The sequence below is a fragment of the Nocardiopsis sp. NPDC006938 genome (assembly GCF_042869555.1).
GTDB lineage: Bacteria > Actinomycetota > Actinomycetes > Streptosporangiales > Streptosporangiaceae > Nocardiopsis.
In genome coordinates this window covers 1-16505 of sequence record NZ_JBIAGA010000019.1, presented here as the reverse complement: position 1 = coordinate 16505, position 16505 = coordinate 1, and the positions used below count along the sequence as shown (strand labels likewise).

Below are 16505 nucleotides of genomic sequence, written 5' to 3'. Positions count from 1 at the left end.
ACACGTGACCGGCATGAAGGCCACCGGCCAGAAACAACTGATGCTGTTCTCGGGGCGCACGCACCCGGCCCTGGCCGAGGAGGTGGCGAAGGAGCTGGGGATCGAGGTGGTCCCCACCCGCTTCGACACCTTCGCCAACGGCGAGATCTTCATGCGGTACCTGGAGTCGGTGCGCGGCAGCGACGCGTTCGTCATCCAGAGCCACGCCGACCCGGTCAACGAGTCGATCATGGAGCAGCTGATCATGGTGGACGCGCTCAAGCGGGCCTCCGCCAAGCGCATCACCGTGGTCACGCCCATCCTCGGCTACGCCCGCCAGGACAAGAAGCACCGGGGCCGCGAGCCCATCTCCTCGCGCCTGGTCACCGACCTGTTCCGGACCGCGGGCGCCGACCGGATGATGGCCGTCGACCTGCACACCGACCAGATCCAGGGCTTCTTCGACGGCCCGGTGGACCACCTCTTCGCGCTGCCGATCCTGGCCGACCACATCGCCAGCCAGGTCGAGCACTCCGAGATCACCGTGGTCTCGCCGGACGCGGGCCGCGTGCGGACCGCCGACCGCTGGGCGGACCGCCTGGGCGCCCCGCTGGCCATCATCCACAAGCGCCGCGACCCCGACGTCGCCAACCAGGTCAAGGTGCACGAGGTCGTCGGTGAGGTCAAGGACCGCGTCTGCGTCCTGGTCGACGACATGATCGACACCGGCGGCACCATCGTGAAGGCCTCGGAGGCCCTCTTCGAGCAGGGCGCGAAGAAGGTCCTGGTCGCCGCCACGCACGGTGTGCTGTCCGGCCCGGCCGCCGAGCGCCTCCAGAACTCGCGCATCTCCGAGGTGGTCATCACCAACTCCCTCCCGGTGCCGGAGGAGCGCTCGTTCGAGAAGCTCACCCAGCTCTCGATCGCGCCGCTGGTCGCCCGCGCGATCAACGAGGTCTTCACCGACGGTTCGGTCACGAGCCTGTTCGACTAGGCGTAACGGCACCCGTGCCCGGCACGGGTGCCGTCCGGTCCCCCCGGGACCACCCATGTACGGAGTCGTCACCAGAGACAGTAGACTTGACCGAGTGTCCCCGTGTCCGGGTGGAGTCCGTTTGGTGTCTCCTCCTGGAACCAACACGGGCAGGGGTGCGCGACGAGCGTTCCCGGGCCGGACGGGTCCGGTGACGGCTCGCCGGGCACGCCTGGAACCCGGGCGGTCGAGTCCTCAGCGAGCTGGGTGACCCCGTCGCAATTCTTCGCCGAGGGCGAGAATCGTTCGTACTACTGGAGTCGTGTGCCCCGTGCTGCGGGGTTGAACCCGAGGAGTTTTGTCGTGTCCGAGGTACGTATCGCTGCCGAGCCCCGCACGGAATTCGGCAAGGGCGCCTCCCGTCGCGCCCGCCGCGCGGGTAAGGTGCCGGCCGTCCTCTACGGCCACGGCACCGAGCCCCGCCACCTGAACCTGCCGGGCCACGAGCTCATGCTCGCCCTGAAGACCCCGAACGTCCTGATCCGCCTCGACGGCCTGGACAAGGACAACCTTGCCCTTCCCAAGAGCGTGCAGCGCGACGCCATCAAGGGCTTCCTGGAGCACATCGACCTGCTGGTCGTCTCCAAGGGCGAGAAGGTCGAGGTCGAGATCAACGTCTCCCTCACCGGTGAGGTCAAGGCTCCCGGCGTGCTCAACCAGGAGCTCGTCACCGTGACCGTCGAGGCCGAGGCCACCCGTATCCCCGACGGTGTCGAGTTCGACATCGAGGGCCTGGAGGTCGGCGCCAACCCGACCGCCGCCGACCTGAAGCTGCCCGCGGGCGTTTCCCTGGTCACCGACCCCGAGTCGATCCTGCTCACCGTCTCCGCGCCGCGCGTGGAGGAGGAGCCGGAGACCAGCGCCGAGGCCGCCGGTACCGCGGAGGCCCCCGCCGAGTAGGCGCGGTTCCGCACCAGATCGCACCGAGCGCGCGGTCCCCGATCCGGGGGCCGCGCGTTCTGCGTGTGGCGGGCGGCGGGCACGGTGCCGGTAGTGTCGGTCGGCATGTGGAATGTGTTCAGCAGGTGGGGCAACCGGAAGAGCGGGGACGGCGGGGACATGGCGGAGGCGGAGCGCTGGCTGGTGGTCGGGTTGGGTAACCCGGGCCCGAAGTACGCGGGCAACCGGCACAACGCGGGGTTCATGGTGGTGGACGCCATGGCCGCCGAGAAGGGTGAGCGCTGGAAGGCCCACAAGGCGCACGCGGAGGTCGTGGAGACCCGGATCGAGGGCGCCTCGGTGGTCCTGGCCAAACCGCGCACCTTCATGAACCTGTCCGGCGGGCCGATCGCCGGGCTGGCCCGGTTCTACAAGGTCCCGATGGAGCGCGTCATCGTCGTGCACGACGAGATGGACATCGACTACGGGGCCCTCAAGCTGAAGAAGGGCGGCGGTTCCGGCGGCCACAACGGGCTGAAGTCGGCCACGTCCTCCCTGTCCGGCCCGGACTACCTGCGGGTGCGCTTCGGGGTGGGCCGTCCGCCGGGTCGGATGGACCCGGCCGCCTACGTGCTGCGGGACTTCTCCTCGACCGAGGCGCCGGAGCTGGACCTGAACGTGGAACGGGCCGCCGACGCGGTGCGGACCATCCTCAAGGACGGCCTGGACCGGGCGCAGAACATCTTCCACACCGCCGCCTGACCCCCGGCCGGTCCCGGTGCTCAGCCGCGCAGCAGGCGCCAGGCGGCCAGGGCGGTGTCCGCGGGGGCGCGGCCGCCCCGGGCCGCGTGGGCGATCACCCCGACCAGGGCTCCGCCCAGGTGGGCGGCGTGCAGGTCCGTCGGGACGTCGTCGAACCCGGGCGGTCGGGCCCCCTCGGAGAAGCGTTCGGCCAACACCTCGGTGATCCGGTCGCGGAGGCGGTGGGTGAAGCGGGCACTGCCGCGTTCGGAGAACATCCGCCGGTAGAGCACCGCGTGCTCGGCCACGTGCGCGAACAGTGCCTCCAGCGGCTCGGGTGCCCGGTCGCGCGGAGCGTCCAGCGGGCACAGCTCGGCGCATCGCGCCACATGGGAGACCGCTCCCTCCATGGCGTCGGAGACCAGGGCCTCCAGGTCGGCGTAGTGCTGGTAGGCGGTGGCCCGATTGACCTCGGCGCGCCGGGCCACGGAGGCCATCGTCACGGAGTCCAGTTCGTGCTCGGCGGCGAGGGAGAGCAGTGCCGCGCGCAGGCGGTCGCGGGTGCGCCGTACACGGGGGTCGTCGGGGTTCATCCCCTGATCGTAGATGACGCGAACCATTAAAGCGACACATGTTGCTAAAACAACATGTGTCTTTTATGTTGACGGTATGCAACTGAGAGTGGAGATCTGGGCGGACGTGGTCTGCCCCTGGGCCTACATCGGCAGGCGGCGCCTCGCGAGGGCGGACGGCTCGGTCGGGGTCGTCTGGCGGCCGTACCGCATCGACCCTTCGGCGCCCGCCGTGGCCGAGCCCCTGGCGGAGGTGCTCCGCGACCCCCGGGTGGACGAGGCGCTGCGTTCGTGCGCGCCGCACCTGACCCCCGCCCAGAACCGGGACCGGGTCGCTGGGATCGCCCGTGAGGAGGGCCTCGGCGACCGGTGGGGCGCGGCCTGGCGGGCCAGCAGTCACGACGCCCACCGCCTCATCGCCCTGGCGGAGGAGGCGGGCGGACCGGAGCTCCAGGACGTCGTGGCCGAGGGAGTCATGGACGCCCACTTCGTCCGCGCCCGGGACATCTCCGATCCCCGTGTCCTGGAGGAGGTGGCCGTCGCGTCGGGTTTCGCCGACGGTTTCCCCCTCCTCGCTGCGGGTGGGGGAGAGGAGCGGGTGCGGGAGCTGCTCCTCACGGGGCGCGCGGACGGCGTGCGTACATCACCGACCCTGGTCGCTCGGGGCACCTCCCTGGCCGGGGCCCACGAGCCCGGGGTGATCCGGGACTTCCTGACGGAGGCGTCGCGGAGGCGTCCGCGGGAGCTGCCCGCGGAGGTGGTGCGATTGCGCAGGGCGGAGTCCCTGCTCGACCAGGGCGACCCGCTGGGGGCGCTCGACCTGCTCCGGCCGTTGCGTGAGGAGCACGCCCGGGACCGCAACGTCCGCTTCCTCGCGGCGCGCGCCTACTACCGCTCCGCCCAGCTGAACCGCGCGCTCCGACTCCTTGAGGAGCTGCTGGAGGAGTCGGCCGACGACGCCTACACGTACCTCCTGCTCGGGCGTACGCTCCAGCGGCTGGGGCGGCACGGGGAGGCCGGTCCGCACATCAGGCTGGCCGCGGTGATGGACCCGCCCCTGGCCTGACGGAGAGGCCCGGGCGGCATCACGTTCCGCGCATGATTTCGGTCGGGCCTGTTTCCGGAGAGTACTTGTCCCAAAGAAGACGCCCTGTGTGGTCTCGGGACAGACACATTCTCGGTGGGAACGGGACTTCTTCCCCAACAGGCCGCCACTCCCAGCGACTTTTCCACTACTTTTGGTTACTGTTCGGGTTGACGGCAGGCGTTCTGTGCCCGGCGAGAATCCCATCCCCGCCCTTCGCGTGGTCCCACGCGCCCGGGGGTGGTCACCCATGGTGAGTAGTGGAAGCCGTACGTGCTCTTGGGGGATACGTGGTGACAACCAGCGGGACCGTCCAGGGAAAGCCCTCCGTTCGGTGGCGGGAGCATCCGGCGCGGCCCATCACGCCGACCACCGGAATCCGCCGGATTCCGGTCAACACCGGACCCCGCGCCGACGCGTGGCTGCGGCCCTACGTCCTCGGCCTGGTCGCCCTGGACCTGCTCGCCGCCCTCCTCGCCGCCCTGGCCGGAACCACGGTCCGTTTCCACGACGCGCTCCTGGCCCACAGCACCACGCCCTACCTGCTGCTCACGTTGGTCCTGCCGCCGGTCTGGATCGTCTTCGTCCACCTCGGCGGCGGCTACGAACGGCGCTTCCTGGGAGTCGGTACCGAGGAGTACCGCCGGGTCGCGGTCGCCGGGGCGGTCCTCGCCGCGACCGTCGCCATCGGCGCCTACGCCGTCAAGTTCGACCTGGCACGCGGCTACGTCGTCGTCGCGCTCCCGCTGGTGGTCCTGCTCTCCCTCGGCCTGCGCTACGCCCGCCGCAAGGCGCTCCACCGGCGCCGACGCGCCGGCTCCTGTATGAGCGGGGTCGTGGTCGTCGGCTACAGCCGGTCGGCGAGCGACCTCATCCGCCGGTTCCGCGACGAGAACTACCACGGCATGCGGGTCGTGGGCGTGTGCCTGCCCCAACAGGAGGACGACGTGACCGAGGTGGAGGGCTGCCCGGTCCTGGGCTCCTTCACCGACACGGCCACCGTCGCCGCCCTGGTCGGAGCCGACACCGTCGCCGTCCTGGCCTGCCCCGAGATGGACGGCGCCGAGCTGCGCCGTCTGGCCTGGGAACTGGAGAAGACCGGGACCGACCTCACAGTGGCCTCCGCGCTCATGGAGGTCGCCGGGCCCCGCACGACGATCCGCCCCGTGGCGGGCCTGCCCCTGCTGCACGTGGAACACCCCGAGCTGGAGGGCACGCGGCGCCTGGTCAAGGGCGCCTTCGACCGCTGCGCCGCCGCGCTCGCGCTCCTTGTGCTCTCGCCCCTCTTCCTGGTCCTGAGCGTCCTCATCCGATTGGAGGGCGGCGGCCCCGCCTTCTTCAGGCAGACCCGCGTGGGTCGGGGCGGCACAGAGTTCACCGTGTACAAGTTCCGTACGATGGTGGTTGGGGCGGACGCTCTCAAGACGCTCCTCCAGCCCCGGAACGAGCACGACGGCGTGCTGTTCAAGATGCGTAGGGACCCCAGGGTCACGCCCGTGGGGGCGTGGCTGCGACGCTACTCACTCGACGAGCTACCCCAGCTCGTCAACGTGGTGCGCGGAGAGATGTCGCTCGTCGGCCCCAGGCCCCCGCTGCCGGAGGAGGTCGCCCAGTACGGGCACGACGTCCGCCGTCGGCTGGTGGTCAAACCGGGGATGACGGGCCTGTGGCAGGTCAGCGGTCGATCCGACCTCTCTTGGGAGGAATCGGTCCGTCTCGATCTGCGGTACGTGGAAAACTGGTCGCTGACATTGGACATCCAGATCCTGTGGAAGACGTGGTCAGCGGTGATCCGTGGGGCGGGAGCATACTAGCCGGTGAACAACATCCGAAACGATCATGAGGTGGCTCGGGACCTCGCGAGCGAGGCCGGTCAGCTGCTGCTGCGCCTGCGCGCCCGCCACGGGTTCGACGAGCCCGAGGTGCTGCGCACCCTGGGGGACCGCACCTCGCACGAGTTCCTCTTCTCCGCGCTCGGCCGACTCAGGCCCAGCGACGCGGTGCTGTCCGAGGAGGGCGCGGACGACCCGTCCCGGCTGCGGGCCCGGCGGGTGTGGATCATCGACCCGCTGGACGGCACCCGGGAGTTCTCCGAGCCCGGCCGCACCGACTGGGCCGTGCACGTGGCGCTCTGGGAGAACGGCGACCTGGTCGCCGGGGCGGTCGCGCTGCCCGCCCAGGGCAGCTGCCTGTCCACGGTCGATCCGCCGTGGCTGCCGGAGGAGCGCCCCGAGGGGCAGCGGCTGCGCATCACCGCCAGCCGGACCCGGCCGCCCGCGTTCGTGCAGCGCATGGCGACCCAGATGGGCGCCGAGGTGGTCCCGATGGGGTCGGCGGGTGCCAAGATCTGCGCGGTGCTGCTCGGTATCGCCGACATCTACGTGCACGCGGGCGGCCAGTACGAGTGGGACAGCGCCGCGCCGGTGGCGGTCGCGCGGGCCGCGGGCCTGCACGCCTCCCGGATCGACGGCTCCGACCTGCGCTACAACGTAGCCGACCCGCTACTCCCCGATATCCTTGTATGCCGATCGGAATTGTCGGGTATGTTGTTGGCAAGCATCCGCGACGGCGCGGACCTTGACAGCGCCGGTCCGCACGCGGGGGGCTGAACCGCAGTACCCACCGCGGCGGAACCGGTCGTGAGTGTCGGTATTTCTAAGGCGGATTCCATGGGTCAGGCGAGTCAGCAGGCGCTCGGGCGCTACCAGCTCTCCCAGCTGGACGTCCTCGAAGCCGAGGCGATCTTCATCATGCGCGAGGTGGCGGCCGAGTTCGAGCGGCCGGTGCTGCTCTTCTCCGGCGGCAAGGACTCCATCGTGATGCTGCGTCTGGCGGAGAAGGCCTTCTGGCCCGCCCCGATCCCGTTCCCCGTCATGCACGTGGACACCGGTCACAACTTCGCGGAGGTCATCGAGTTCCGGGACCGCCGCGTCGCCCAGGCCGGGGTCCGGCTGGTGGTCGCCTCGGTCCAGGAGCAGATCGACGCCGGGAAGGTCACCGAGCCGACCGGCCGGTGGGCCAGCCGCAACCGCCTCCAGACCGCGGCGCTGCTGGAGGCCATCGAGGAGCACGGGTTCGACGCCGCGTTCGGGGGCGCCCGCCGCGACGAGGAGAAGGCCCGGGCCAAGGAACGGGTCTTCTCCTTCCGTGACGAGTTCGGCCAGTGGGACCCCAAGAACCAGCGCCCCGAGCTCTGGAACGTGTACAACACCCGGATCAACCGCGACGAGCACATCCGGGTGTTCCCCATCTCCAACTGGACCGAGCTTGACGTGTGGGGCTACATCCGACGTGAGGAGCTGGAGCTCCCCTCGATCTACTTCGCGCACGAGCGCAGCGTGTTCGAGCGCGACGGCATCCTGCTCGCCGACTCCCCGCTGATCCAGCGCGACGAGACCGAGAACCCCTTCACCGAGACCGTGCGCTACCGCACCGTGGGCGACCTCACCTGCACCGGTGCCGTCAAGTCCTCGGCGGTGGAGCTGGACGACATCATCGCGGAGATCGCCGCGACCCGGATCACCGAGCGCGGCCAGACCCGCGCCGACGACCGGGCCAGCGAAGCCGCGATGGAGGACCGCAAACGCGAGGGCTACTTCTAGGGCGTGTTCCGGCCCCGGCTCCGGCCGGGCCCGCACGGCGCCCCTCCTCCCGGCAGTCCATCCTTCGCGCATTGGAACAGGCACCATGAGCAACGACATCCTACGGTTCGCCACGGCGGGCTCCGTCGACGACGGCAAGAGCACCCTGATCGGCCGCCTGCTGTACGACTCCAAGTCCATCTTCGAGGACCAGCTCGACGCCGTGGAGCGCACCAGCGCCGCGCGCGGCGAGGAGCACACCAACCTCGCGCTGCTCACCGACGGTCTGCGGGCCGAGCGCGAGCAGGGCATCACCATCGACGTCGCGTACCGGTACTTCGCCACGCCCAAACGCACGTTCATCATCGCCGACACGCCCGGGCACATCCAGTACACCCGCAACATGGTCACCGGCGCCTCCACCGCCGACCTCGCGATCATCCTCGTGGACGCCCGCAAGGGCCTCCAGGAGCAGAGCCGCCGCCACGCCTTCCTCACCACCCTGCTCCAGGTGCCGCACCTGGTGCTCGCGGTGAACAAGATGGACCTGGTGGACTACTCCCAGGACCGTTTCGAGGAGATCAAGGCCGAGTTCGCGGAGTTCGCCGCCAAGCTCGACGCGCGCGACCTCACGTTCGTGCCGATCTCCGCCCTGCACGGCGACAACGTGGTCAGCCAGTCCCCGAACATGCCCTGGTACACGGGCGGGTCCCTGCTGCACCACCTGGAGAACGTGCACATCGCCTCGGACCGCAACCTGATCGACGCGCGCTTCCCCGTGCAGTACGTGATCCGGCCGCACCGCTCCGACGACCCCGAGCTGCACGACTACCGGGGGTACGCGGGCCAGCTCGCGGGCGGCGTCCTCAAGCCCGGGGACGAGGTCACCCACCTGCCCTCGGGCCTGTCCACCCGCATCGCGAGCATCCGGACGGCGGACGGGGAGGTGGCGGAGGCGTTCTCGCCGATGTCGGTCACCCTCCTGCTGGAGGACGACATCGACATCTCGCGGGGCGACATGATCTGCCGCCCCAACAACGCGCCGGCGGTGTCCCAGGACATCGAGGCGATGGTGTGCTGGATGACGGACGCGCGCAAGCTCACGCCGCGTTCCAAACTCGTCGTCAAGCACACCACCCGCACCGCCAGGGTGGTGGTGAAGGACCTGCGGTACCGGCTGGACGTGAACTCCCTGCACCGCGACGAGGCCGCGGGGCACCTGGGGCTCAACGAGATCGGCCGGGTGCGGCTGCGGGCCACCCAGCCCCTGTTCGTCGACGAGTACGCGAAGAACCGGCAGACCGGGGGGTTCATCCTCGTCGACGAGGCCACCAACACCACGGTGGGCGCGGGAATGGTCGTCAAAGCCGACTAGACGTACCCGGGAAAACGTCAAACATTCCTCACGGGGTCGCCTTTGTGCGGCCCCGTTTCGTGTGCCCTGAGTGGCGCCCGAAGAGGTCTGGTGTCGGACCGATCGGGGGCCGGTTTCTTACGGGGACATTTCCTTGTGTGAATCCTTGGAGCACTTTTTTGGTCCTCGGTGCCGATCGGGCCCGGGTCAATGGTGTGTCTGATGGAGCTCAAGTTACCCGGCGTTAGGGCCGTGTGCAGGGGCGAGAACCGAGCAGAGTGTCACCTCGAACGGAGCGATCCTGACCTTTCGGCTAGGTGTGCGGAGAGTGATCGTCAAGAAAAATTCTCTCAGCCCCTGGCAATCCGGGGTCAAGTCTGCCTAAAGTGTGCGAATCGCGTACGAGGTCGCAATCGAGCGAATACGCATGGTTATGGCCCCGCCGCGTGTCTCCCACCAAGGAAACCCCCACAAGGAGGAACCGCGTGAAGAAGCACCCCACTCGCAGGGTCGCGTTCAGCGCTGTCGCGGTCAGCGCGCTCACCATTCCCCTGGCGCTGTCAGGCGCCACCGCAGGCGCCTCCGAGCTCGCGCCGGTGTACACGAACTCCTCCGCCTCCAGCGGTGACTGGTTCGTGGTCCTCGAGGACACCATCAGCGCCAACTCGGTCTCCCCGGCGTCCCTCGGGATCTCGGAGAACCAGGTCAACCACGTCTATGAGGAGGCCCTCAACGGCTACTCGGCGTCGCTGAGCGCCTCCGAGGTCGAGGAGCTGCGCGCGCAGAACGGCGTCGCCTACATCGAGCAGGTCGGCGAGGCCACCACCATGGTTCCGTGGGGCCTGGACCGTATCGACCAGGAGGACCTCCCGCTCGACGGCTCGTACACCACCGAGTCCGACGGCTCCGGCACCTCCGTCTACATCATCGACACCGGTATCGACGACTCCCACCCGGACTTCGGCGGTCGCGCCGAGGTCGGCTTCGACGCCACCGGCGGTGACGGCGGCGACCGTCAGGGCCACGGCACGCACGTCGCGGGCACCGTGGGCTCCGACGCCTACGGCGTGGCGCCCGGTGCCGAGCTGATCGGCGTCAAGGTCCTGGGCGACGACGGCTCGGGCACCTACGACGACGTCATCGCGGGCATCGACTGGGTGGCCGCGAACGCCGCCGACAACGCGGTGGCCAACCTGTCCCTGGGCGGCCCGGCCTCGCAGGCCGTGGACGACGCGGTCAACGCCCTGGCCGACTCGGGCGTGTTCGTGGCCGTGGCCGCGGGCAACGAGGGCCAGGACGCCGGCAACGTCTCCCCGGGCGGCGCCGACGGCGTGGTCTCCGTGGGCGCCTCCGACAACACGGACGCCACCGCGTACTTCTCCAACCACGGCCCGGCCGTCGACATCTACGCCCCCGGCGTCAACGTCGAGTCCACCATCCCCGGTGGCGGCACGGACAGCTACTCCGGTACCTCGATGGCCAGCCCGCACGTGGCCGGTGCCGCCGCTCTGTACAAGAGCTCCCTCGGCGACGACGACCAGGGCGTCATCCTGGACTGGCTCATCGAGAACGGTGGTGCCGACAAGCTCAGCGGCGTTCCCAGCAACACCGTGAACCTGCTGCTGAACGTCCAGGGCCTGTAGGTCCCCTCCGGGTTGTGGAGACCCCGCGCGTCCACACCCACGGGATCTGATCCGCGACACCCGCGACACGGCGGCCCCGGGCCGGGAGCACGACTCCCGCCCGGGGCCGTCGTCGTGCGCGGCGACGGTGTCGTCACGATCCGTCCGTGCTTGGTGACGGCAGGTAATAGTCTGGGGGTGTGGATGGATATCGACTGGTGTTCGTCGGTGGAATGGGCCGTTCCGGGTCCACGCTGATCGAACGCCTCCTTGGTGAGCTGCCCGGGTTCTGCTCCGTCGGCGAGGTCGTGCACCTGTGGCGCCGGGGCCTGGTGGAGAACGAGCTGTGCGGGTGCGGTGCGCCCTTCGGCGACTGCGGGTTCTGGGGTGAGGTGGGACAACGCGCCTTCGGGGGCTGGCGGTGCCTGGACGCGGAGGCCGTGCTGCGGCTCAAGGACGGCGTCGACCGCACCCGTTTCCTGCCGGGTCTGCTCCATGGCGTGTCCGAGCAGGGCGCCCTCGCCGCCCGCTGCGCGCGCTACACCGAGCTGTACCACCGGCTGTACGCGGCGGTGGCCGAGGTCAGCGGGGCCCGGGTGATCGTGGACGCCAGCAAGCACGCCTCCCTCGCGGCCTGTCTGCGCTGGCGGTACGGCGCGCGTATGCGCCTGCTGCACGTGGTGCGCGACCCCCGGGCGGTGGCGCACTCCTGGAGCAAGCGGGTGGCCCGGCCGGACGCCGCCCCCGGTAGTTCGGAGCCGGAGATGGCGCGGTACTCGGCGGGGCGGTCGGCGGTGCAGTGGATGACGCAGAACTCGACGCTGGACGAGCTGGCCCGGCAGGGGGTCCCGACCCTGCGGGTGCGGTACGAGGACTTCGTGGACGCCCCCGAGGCCGAGTTCGGGCGCATCGCCGCCTTCGCCGGACACACGGGCGAACCGCCGCGTCTGGGGGAGGGCGGGGTGGAGCTCTCCGGGGGGCACGCCGTCTCGGGGAACCCGATGCGCTTCCGGGCGGGTCCGGTCGGGGTCCGCGCCGACCACGGGTGGCGCCGGGGGCTGGCTCCCTGGCGCCGGCGCCTGGTCGAGGCGGTCACCGCTCCGACGCGCGGGCGCTATGGGTACTGATGTCCGTTAGCTGTTTCTTACTGCCACGAAGAGTGTTGCACCAGCAAAGGATGACGTATGGTCATGGTGTGAACACTCTGGGTTGTTATCGGGGGAGCTAGGGGGCGGTTGACCATGGTGGGCGGACCGGTACGAGGCATGGCGGCGACGGGAGCGGTGCTCGTCGCCCTGGGGCTGGCGGGGCTGGGAGACACGCCCGTCGCCGCGACGGCACCGTCGGAGGACCGTCCCAGGATCGCGGGCCCGGTCCCCCACACCGCGCCCCTGCTCGGTCTCCCCTCGACACGGGAGATCCAGTGCACCGTCTCGGACATCCTCGAACCCTCCTGCGGGGTCTGGTGGGGCGCCAGCCCGGACGGCGACGACGTGAAGGGGCTGGAGGCCGCCGCCGACCGGCCCATGGACATCGTCTACACCTGGCGCGGGATCGACCAGGCCGAGGTCCCGGGCGACCGCGAGCGGCGCATGATCGCCGAGGGGCGCTTCGTGCACACCAACATCGAGGCCCGTCGCTTCACCCGGCCCGGGCGTCCGGCCATCGCCTACCGCGAGATCATCGCGGGCGACCTCGACGCCCCGCTGCGCTCCCAGGCCCGGGCCATCGCCGAGCTGGAGGTGCCGTACTTCGTCACCTTCGACCACGAGGCGGACGGCAAGAACCGGTACAACAACCGCGGCACCCCGGAGGAGTTCGTGCGCTCCTGGCGGCACATCGTCGACCTCTACCGGTCCGAGGGAGCCGACAACGTGATCTGGGTCTGGAACGTGACCGGCTGGCCCGCGAACCTGGACCGCCTCCCCGGGCTGTGGCCCGGCAACGACTACGTCGACTGGATCAGCTGGGAGGCGTACAACATGACCGGCTGCGAGAAGATGAACAACTGGGACCACGTCGACTCCTTCGAGGACGCCCTGGCCCCCACCTACGAGTGGATACAGGAGGAGGGCCCCAAGCACGGCATCGACCCCGGCAAGCCGGTGATGGTCGGTGAGATGGGGACCACCGACATCGGCCCCCGCGAGACCGTGAAGTGGTACACCGACGTCCCGGACGTCCTTCGGCGCTACGAGCGGGTGCGTGCCGTGAAGCTGTGGGACAGCCAGGTCGGAGACGACTGCGACTTCCGGGTCAGGGCCAACGAGTACGCCCGGCGCGGGTTCGAGCAGGCGGGCAAGGACCCCTACGTGTACCTGCCCGACCGTGTCCGTCGCCTGGCGGAGTACGCCGCGACCCGTAACTGAACGCGGGCGGCGGACGGCCCCGCCGTCCGCCGCCCCCGCCGTCCGCTGCCCTGCGGAGGGACCGGCTCAGCCGCCCGCGGGCCTGAGCATCGACCACGTGCGCGGGCCGCCGCCCGGCAGGTCGTACTCGGCGGTGACGGTGAACCCGAGCGAGGTGTACAGGCGCACGTTGTCCGGCGCCGAGGTCTCCAGGAAGGCGGGAACGCCCGCCGCGTCCGCCTCGCGCAGCCCGGCGCGCACCACCGCGCGCCCCAGCCCCCGGCCCCGGGCCCCGGGCCGCACCCCGACGGTGCCCAGGAACCAGACGGGCTCCTGCGGCCGGTGCTCCTCCATCACCGCCTCCGCCGAGGCGTAGGCGTCGGCCCGGTCGCCCGCGAGGCCGACCAGGGTGGGCAGCAGCCCGGCCATGACCTCCTCGGCGCCGCCGGAGTCGGGCGTGGACCACACGGCGACGGCCGCCAGGTCGCCGCTCACCCAGACCCGGCCGTGCGGCAGGCCGATCTCGGCCAGGAAGATCCGCTGGAACTCGCGCAGCCGGGCGAGGTGATCGTCGGCGGCGATGGTGTGCCGTGTGAAGGGGTAGTCCCGGAAGGCCTCGGCGAGGGTGTCGGCGGCCTCCGCCACGTCCGTCTCGCGGGCCTCCCTGATCAGGTGTTCCTGGTGTGGTCGTGCCTGGTCCAAGCGATCCCCCGGGGTGTCGTCGTGCGCGTCGCGCGCGGTGTCGTTGGCGAGGTTACCGGCCGGGTGCGGTCACCGTCTTCCCTTTTTTGACCGGGCGGGCTAAAGTTTGACCATGCGTTCAAAAGACACGGTCACCTTCACCCGGGCCGCCCGCCGGGAACAGATGATCGAGGCCACCATCGCCACCGTCGCCGAACGGGGCCTGCACGGCGCCTCGCTCGCCCGCATCGCCGAACGGATGGGTATCGCCAAGGGCGGCATCCTCTACCACTTCTCCAGCCGGGACGACCTTGTGCGCGCGGCGCTCCAGGACGTCTACGACCGACTCACCCGGCACGTGGTCGACCGGCTCTCCAGCGCCGACAGCGTCCGCGGGGCCGTGCGCGGCTACGTCGTCGCGCTGGTCGGCTACCTCCACGACCACCGCGACGAGGTCAGACTGATCGGAGAGGGATTCACCACGACCCAGACCCCCGAGAGCGCCGACTCCCGGGTCCGGACACGCTGGGGCGTCCTCGCGGACCTGCTCGACGCCGCCGTCGCCGAGACCGCGGCGACCGGCGTGGACACGAGGGTCCTCGCCATCACCGTCAGCGGGGGGATCGACGCCCTGGTCGCGGAGGCCCTGCGGGACCCCGGCCTGGACCTCCCCGAGGCCGGGGACCGGCTGGCCGACATGGTCGACCGGATCATCGCGCCCGGCGACCCCGCCGGACCCCGGACCGACACGGAAGGGGACCCCCGATGAGCGGGACCGCCGTCATCGAGGTCAGGGACCTCCACAAGTCCTTCGGACGCGTCCGCGCCGTCCGGGGCGTCGACCTCGACGTACGCGAGGGCGAGATCCTCGGCGTCCTGGGCCCCAACGGTTCGGGCAAGTCCACCACCGTCGAGTGCGTCACCGGCCTGCGCCGACCCGACCGGGGCCGCGTCCGCGTCCTCGGCCTCGACCCCCACAAGGACCTCGCCAGCGTGCGCCGCCTGGTCGGGGTCCAGCTCCAGGAGAGCCGGCTCCCGGAGCGGATCACCGTCCACGAGGCCCTGCGGCTCTTCGCCTCCTTCCACTCCGCCCCCGCCGACCCCGGCGAACTCATGGACACCCTCGGCCTGCGCGACAAGGCACGGCACCGGTTCGCCTCCCTCTCCGGGGGGCAGAGACAGCGCCTCTCCATCGCCCTGGCCCTGGTCGGCGGCCCGCGCGTCGTCGTCCTGGACGAGCTCACCACCGGCCTGGACCCTGCCGCGCGCCGCGACACCTGGGAGGCGGTGGCGGCCCTGCGCACCAGAGGTGTGACGACCGTCCTGGTCACCCACTTCATGGACGAGGCCGAGTACCTCTGCGACCGGGTCGCCGTCCTGACCGAGGGGCGGGTCGCCGCCCTGGACACACCCCGGGCCCTGGCCGCCTCACTGGGCGGCACCCGGGTCCGGTTCCGTGCCGAGGGGGTCGACACCGGACCACTGCGCGCGCTGCCCGGAGTGACGGAGGTGACCGCCGAGGGCGGCCCCGCCTCGGTCGTCGTCACCGGCGACTCGACCGACCTCGCTTTCACGGTCTCCGCCGAACTCGGCCGCCAGGGGGTGGTGCCGGACGGGTTCGACGTCCGCGCCGGCGGTCTGGAGGACGTCATGCTCGCCCTGCGCCAGGCCCCGCCGCGCCACCACTCCGAGGAGGAGCAGTCGTGAACACCGGAGTCCGGGTTCCCCCGCCCGTCCCGCGCGCCCGCATGGCGTGGGCCGTCTGCGTCAACGAACTGCGCGTCGCCGGGCGCGAACGCGTCGTCGTGGTCTTCACCGTGCTCATGCCGCTGCTGATCATGGTGCTGTTCGCGCAGCTGCCGGGCATGTTCGACGCCGATCCGGAGACCGGCCTGCGCGCCGTGGACACGGTGATGGCGCCCATCGCGCTCGGGATCGCGCTGCTGGTGACCACGTTGGTCATGGTGCCGTCCACGCTGGCCGCCGCCCGGGAGCACGGCTACCTGCGCCGGATCTCCACCACCCCGGCGCCGCCCTGGGCGGTGCTGCTCGCCCACATGCTGGTCGGAGCGCTGAACGTGGTCGGCGCGTGCGCGGTGATCCTGGGCGTGGGCCGGCTCCTGTTCGACCTGCGGATGCCGGTCTCCTGGGGGTGGTTCGTCCTCGGACTGGCCCTGGCCACGACCTCGCTGCTGGCCGTGTCCGCCCTGATCGGCGGACTGCTGCCCAACACCGCCTGGGCCAACGGCGTGGGTTCGGTGGTGCTGGTGCCCGCCATGTTCCTCAGCGGGGTCTTCGTCCCCGCCGAGGAGCTGTCACCCGCGCTCCAGCGGGTCGCCGAACTGCTGCCCTCCGGGGCGGCCCTGCACGTGCTGCGCGACGCCTGGGCCGGTCAGCCGCCCGCCCCGGCCCACCTGCTGGTGCTGGTGGTGGCCACGGGTCTGCTGTGGCCACTGGCCCTGCGCTTCTTCCGCTGGACCTGAACCGGGGTGCCGTCCCCACGACACGGGACGGCACCCTCCCGGCCCGGCGCGGCCCTAGGTGTACTGACCATGGAGGTTGAGTACAGCCCGGCAGTGATTTGACAGCAAGAGAGGGCCTCCGACATAGGTGTGGATTGTCTAGATCAAC

16 protein-coding genes are annotated in these 16505 nt (G+C 70.8%); 14 read left to right on the top strand and 2 right to left on the bottom strand.

Annotated elements, in window-relative coordinates; genetic code table 11:
• The first annotated feature begins 4 nt into the window (after positions 1–4).
• The 3 genes from ACFYL4_RS23495 to pth all read left to right on the top strand — a co-directional run bounded on the left by ACFYL4_RS23495 (position 5) and on the right by pth (position 2653).
• Positions 5–973, top strand: a complete 969-nt coding sequence (locus tag ACFYL4_RS23495) for a ribose-phosphate diphosphokinase (RefSeq protein WP_357766343.1) — start codon at positions 5–7, stop codon at positions 971–973.
• Between the two features lie 342 nt (positions 974–1315).
• Positions 1316–1912: a 50S ribosomal protein L25/general stress protein Ctc gene (locus ACFYL4_RS23490; RefSeq protein WP_357766340.1), complete on the top strand. Its 597-nt coding sequence runs from the start codon at positions 1316–1318 to the stop codon at positions 1910–1912.
• 105 nt (positions 1913–2017) lie between these two features.
• Positions 2018–2653, top strand: coding sequence for an aminoacyl-tRNA hydrolase (pth, locus tag ACFYL4_RS23485; protein WP_357766337.1), 636 nt, complete (start codon positions 2018–2020; stop codon positions 2651–2653).
• 20 nt (positions 2654–2673) lie between these two features.
• Here pth and ACFYL4_RS23480 read toward each other — a convergent pair whose 3' ends face one another.
• On the bottom strand, positions 2674–3225 hold the full coding sequence (locus ACFYL4_RS23480) for a TetR/AcrR family transcriptional regulator (RefSeq protein WP_387521038.1): 552 nt from the start codon (positions 3223–3225) through the stop codon (positions 2674–2676).
• An 82-nt stretch (positions 3226–3307) separates the two neighbouring features.
• Between ACFYL4_RS23480 and ACFYL4_RS23475 the strand changes: the two genes are divergently transcribed.
• The 8 genes from ACFYL4_RS23475 (at position 3308) to ACFYL4_RS23440 (ending at position 13214) form a co-directional block, all read left to right on the top strand.
• The gene (locus ACFYL4_RS23475) at positions 3308–4270 is read left to right on the top strand and encodes a DsbA family protein (RefSeq protein WP_387521178.1); all 963 of its coding nucleotides are present in this window, start codon (positions 3308–3310) and stop codon (positions 4268–4270) included.
• 308 nt (positions 4271–4578) lie between these two features.
• On the top strand, positions 4579–6102 hold the full coding sequence (locus ACFYL4_RS23470; RefSeq protein WP_387521036.1) for a sugar transferase: 1524 nt from the start codon (positions 4579–4581) through the stop codon (positions 6100–6102).
• A gap of 3 nt (positions 6103–6105) precedes the next feature.
• Positions 6106–6897: a 3'(2'),5'-bisphosphate nucleotidase CysQ gene (locus tag ACFYL4_RS23465; protein ID WP_357766329.1), complete on the top strand. Its 792-nt coding sequence runs from the start codon at positions 6106–6108 to the stop codon at positions 6895–6897.
• Positions 6898–6957: 60 nt separating this feature from the next.
• Positions 6958–7890, top strand: coding sequence for a sulfate adenylyltransferase subunit CysD (gene cysD, locus ACFYL4_RS23460; RefSeq protein WP_357766326.1), 933 nt, complete (start codon positions 6958–6960; stop codon positions 7888–7890).
• An 85-nt stretch (positions 7891–7975) separates the two neighbouring features.
• Entirely contained in the window at positions 7976–9244 is a 1269-nt protein-coding gene (gene cysN / locus ACFYL4_RS23455) for a sulfate adenylyltransferase subunit CysN (RefSeq protein WP_357766323.1), read from the top strand.
• Positions 9245–9708: 464 nt separating this feature from the next.
• Positions 9709–10866 carry a S8 family peptidase gene (locus ACFYL4_RS23450; RefSeq protein WP_387521033.1) on the top strand — a complete coding sequence of 386 codons (1158 nt, stop codon included), beginning with the start codon at positions 9709–9711 and terminating at the stop codon, positions 10864–10866.
• A gap of 212 nt (positions 10867–11078) precedes the next feature.
• On the top strand, positions 11079–11972 hold the full coding sequence (locus ACFYL4_RS23445) for a sulfotransferase (RefSeq protein ID WP_387521175.1): 894 nt from the start codon (positions 11079–11081) through the stop codon (positions 11970–11972).
• A 138-nt stretch (positions 11973–12110) separates the two neighbouring features.
• On the top strand, positions 12111–13214 hold the full coding sequence (locus ACFYL4_RS23440) for a glycoside hydrolase family 26 protein (RefSeq protein ID WP_387521030.1): 1104 nt from the start codon (positions 12111–12113) through the stop codon (positions 13212–13214).
• 66 nt (positions 13215–13280) lie between these two features.
• On the opposite strand, the gene ACFYL4_RS23435 is transcribed toward ACFYL4_RS23440, so the two are convergent.
• Positions 13281–13865 (bottom strand): GNAT family N-acetyltransferase, encoded by a 585-nt coding sequence (locus ACFYL4_RS23435; protein WP_387521172.1) that lies wholly within the window; start codon positions 13863–13865, stop codon positions 13281–13283.
• A 142-nt stretch (positions 13866–14007) separates the two neighbouring features.
• On the opposite strand from ACFYL4_RS23435, the gene ACFYL4_RS23430 reads away from it, so the two are divergent.
• The 3 genes from ACFYL4_RS23430 to ACFYL4_RS23420 are packed head-to-tail and all read left to right on the top strand — an operon-like array spanning position 14008 to position 16357.
• Positions 14008–14643 (top strand): TetR/AcrR family transcriptional regulator, encoded by a 636-nt coding sequence (locus tag ACFYL4_RS23430; RefSeq protein WP_387521028.1) that lies wholly within the window; start codon positions 14008–14010, stop codon positions 14641–14643.
• Positions 14640–15581 carry an ABC transporter ATP-binding protein gene (locus ACFYL4_RS23425; RefSeq protein WP_387521026.1) on the top strand — a complete coding sequence of 314 codons (942 nt, stop codon included), beginning with the start codon at positions 14640–14642 and terminating at the stop codon, positions 15579–15581. Before ACFYL4_RS23430 ends, ACFYL4_RS23425 begins: the two co-directional genes overlap by 4 nt.
• Entirely contained in the window at positions 15578–16357 is a 780-nt protein-coding gene (locus ACFYL4_RS23420; protein ID WP_357766407.1) for an ABC transporter permease, read from the top strand. The genes ACFYL4_RS23425 and ACFYL4_RS23420 overlap by 4 nt, the downstream gene beginning before the upstream one ends.
• Positions 16358–16505: the final 148 nt, after the last annotated feature.